Genomic DNA, 1,284 nt, shown 5'->3' with positions numbered 1-1,284 from the left:
TGGCGTGTTCCCGCTGAATGAATCCAACCAGTTTTAGAGTCCTGTGGCCCGATGTCGGGCCAGAAGGGACGATGGGACACATGGCTGGTCGGAAGCGGAATTCCGCGGAGGACATCGTGCGCAAGTTGCGCCGGGCAGATGAGCTGGCTGCCGAGGGCAAGACCGGCGAGGAGATCGCGGCCGAGCTGCAGGTCTCGCCGGCCACGCTGTACAACTGGCGGCGCACCTACGGCGGCATGGACACCGACGCCGCCAAGGAGCTCAAGGAGCTGCGCGAGCAGAACTCCCGGCTCAAGCGGCTGCTGGTCGAAGCCGAGCTCGAAAAGGACGCGTTGCGGGAGGTCGCGAAGGGAAAATTCTGAGCCCAGCTGCCAAGCGCCGCGCCGTCGACATGCTCAAGGACACCTTGAGCATGTCGGAACGGCTGGCATGCAAGGCCGTTGGGCTGGCCCGCTCCACCTACCGCCGCCTGCCGCTCGGGCAGACCCCTGATGATCCGGACGCCGAAATGCGGGCCTGGCTGCGCTCGTATGCCACCAAACACCCGTGCCATGGATTCCGGCGCGCCTGGGCGGCGTTGCGCTACGACGAGCGCCGTGAGGTCAACAAGAAGAAGATTCACCGGCTGTGGCGCGAGGAAGGCCTGCAGGTCCGTGTGCACAGCCCGCGCAAGCGGGCCGGGATCTCCTCGGTCCCACCGGTGGAGGCCGACGCCCCGAACGTGGTGTGGGCGATCGACTTCCAGTTCGACTCCACCATCGACGGCAAGGCCATCAAGATCGCCTCGATGATCGATGAACACACCCGGGTCTCGCTGCTGCACGTGGTGGAGCGCTCGATCACCGGCGAGCGGCTGGTGTTCGAGTTGGAGAAAGCCTTTGCCGCTGCCGGCGGCCCGCCGAAGGTGCTACGGATGGACAACGGGCCGGAGATGGTTTCTCAAGCGCTGCAACGGTTCTGCGAGAACAAGACCGGGATGGTGTACATCCCGCCGGGCTGCCCGTGGGACAACGGCTACATCGAATCGTTCAACAACCGCCTGCGGAAGGAGTGCCTCAACCGCAACTACTGGAACACCCTGTTCGAGGCCCGCGTGGTCATCGGCGACTTCAAGCACGAGCACAACCACCGACACCGCCACTCGGCCCTGGGGTACCTGACGCCGGCCGAGTACGCTGCAGCCTGCAGGTGCACCCACACCCCGGTGACCTGCAGCATCAACTGAGAACAGATCACACCAACCCGACTCGAGAACGGGGTGGACTCAGTATCGGGGACTCGCCA

At 65.0% G+C, this 1,284-nt stretch carries 1 protein-coding gene; it reads left to right on the top strand.

What is annotated here, in order from left to right; translation table 11 throughout:
* Positions 1-80: 80 nt before the first annotated feature.
* A protein-coding gene (locus tag CRM90_RS29965) for an IS3 family transposase (protein ID WP_502693339.1) occupies positions 81-1,225 on the top strand; the annotation gives its coding sequence in 2 pieces (ribosomal slippage) (positions 81-345 and positions 345-1,225; 1,146 coding nt in all).
* The last annotated feature ends 59 nt before the right edge of the window (positions 1,226-1,284 follow it).

This window comes from Mycobacterium sp. ENV421, from assembly GCF_002887815.1.
Lineage (GTDB): Bacteria > Actinomycetota > Actinomycetes > Mycobacteriales > Mycobacteriaceae > Mycobacterium.
The sequence above is the reverse complement of the archived record's forward strand: the minus strand, read 5'-3'. Positions and strand labels throughout refer to the sequence as shown.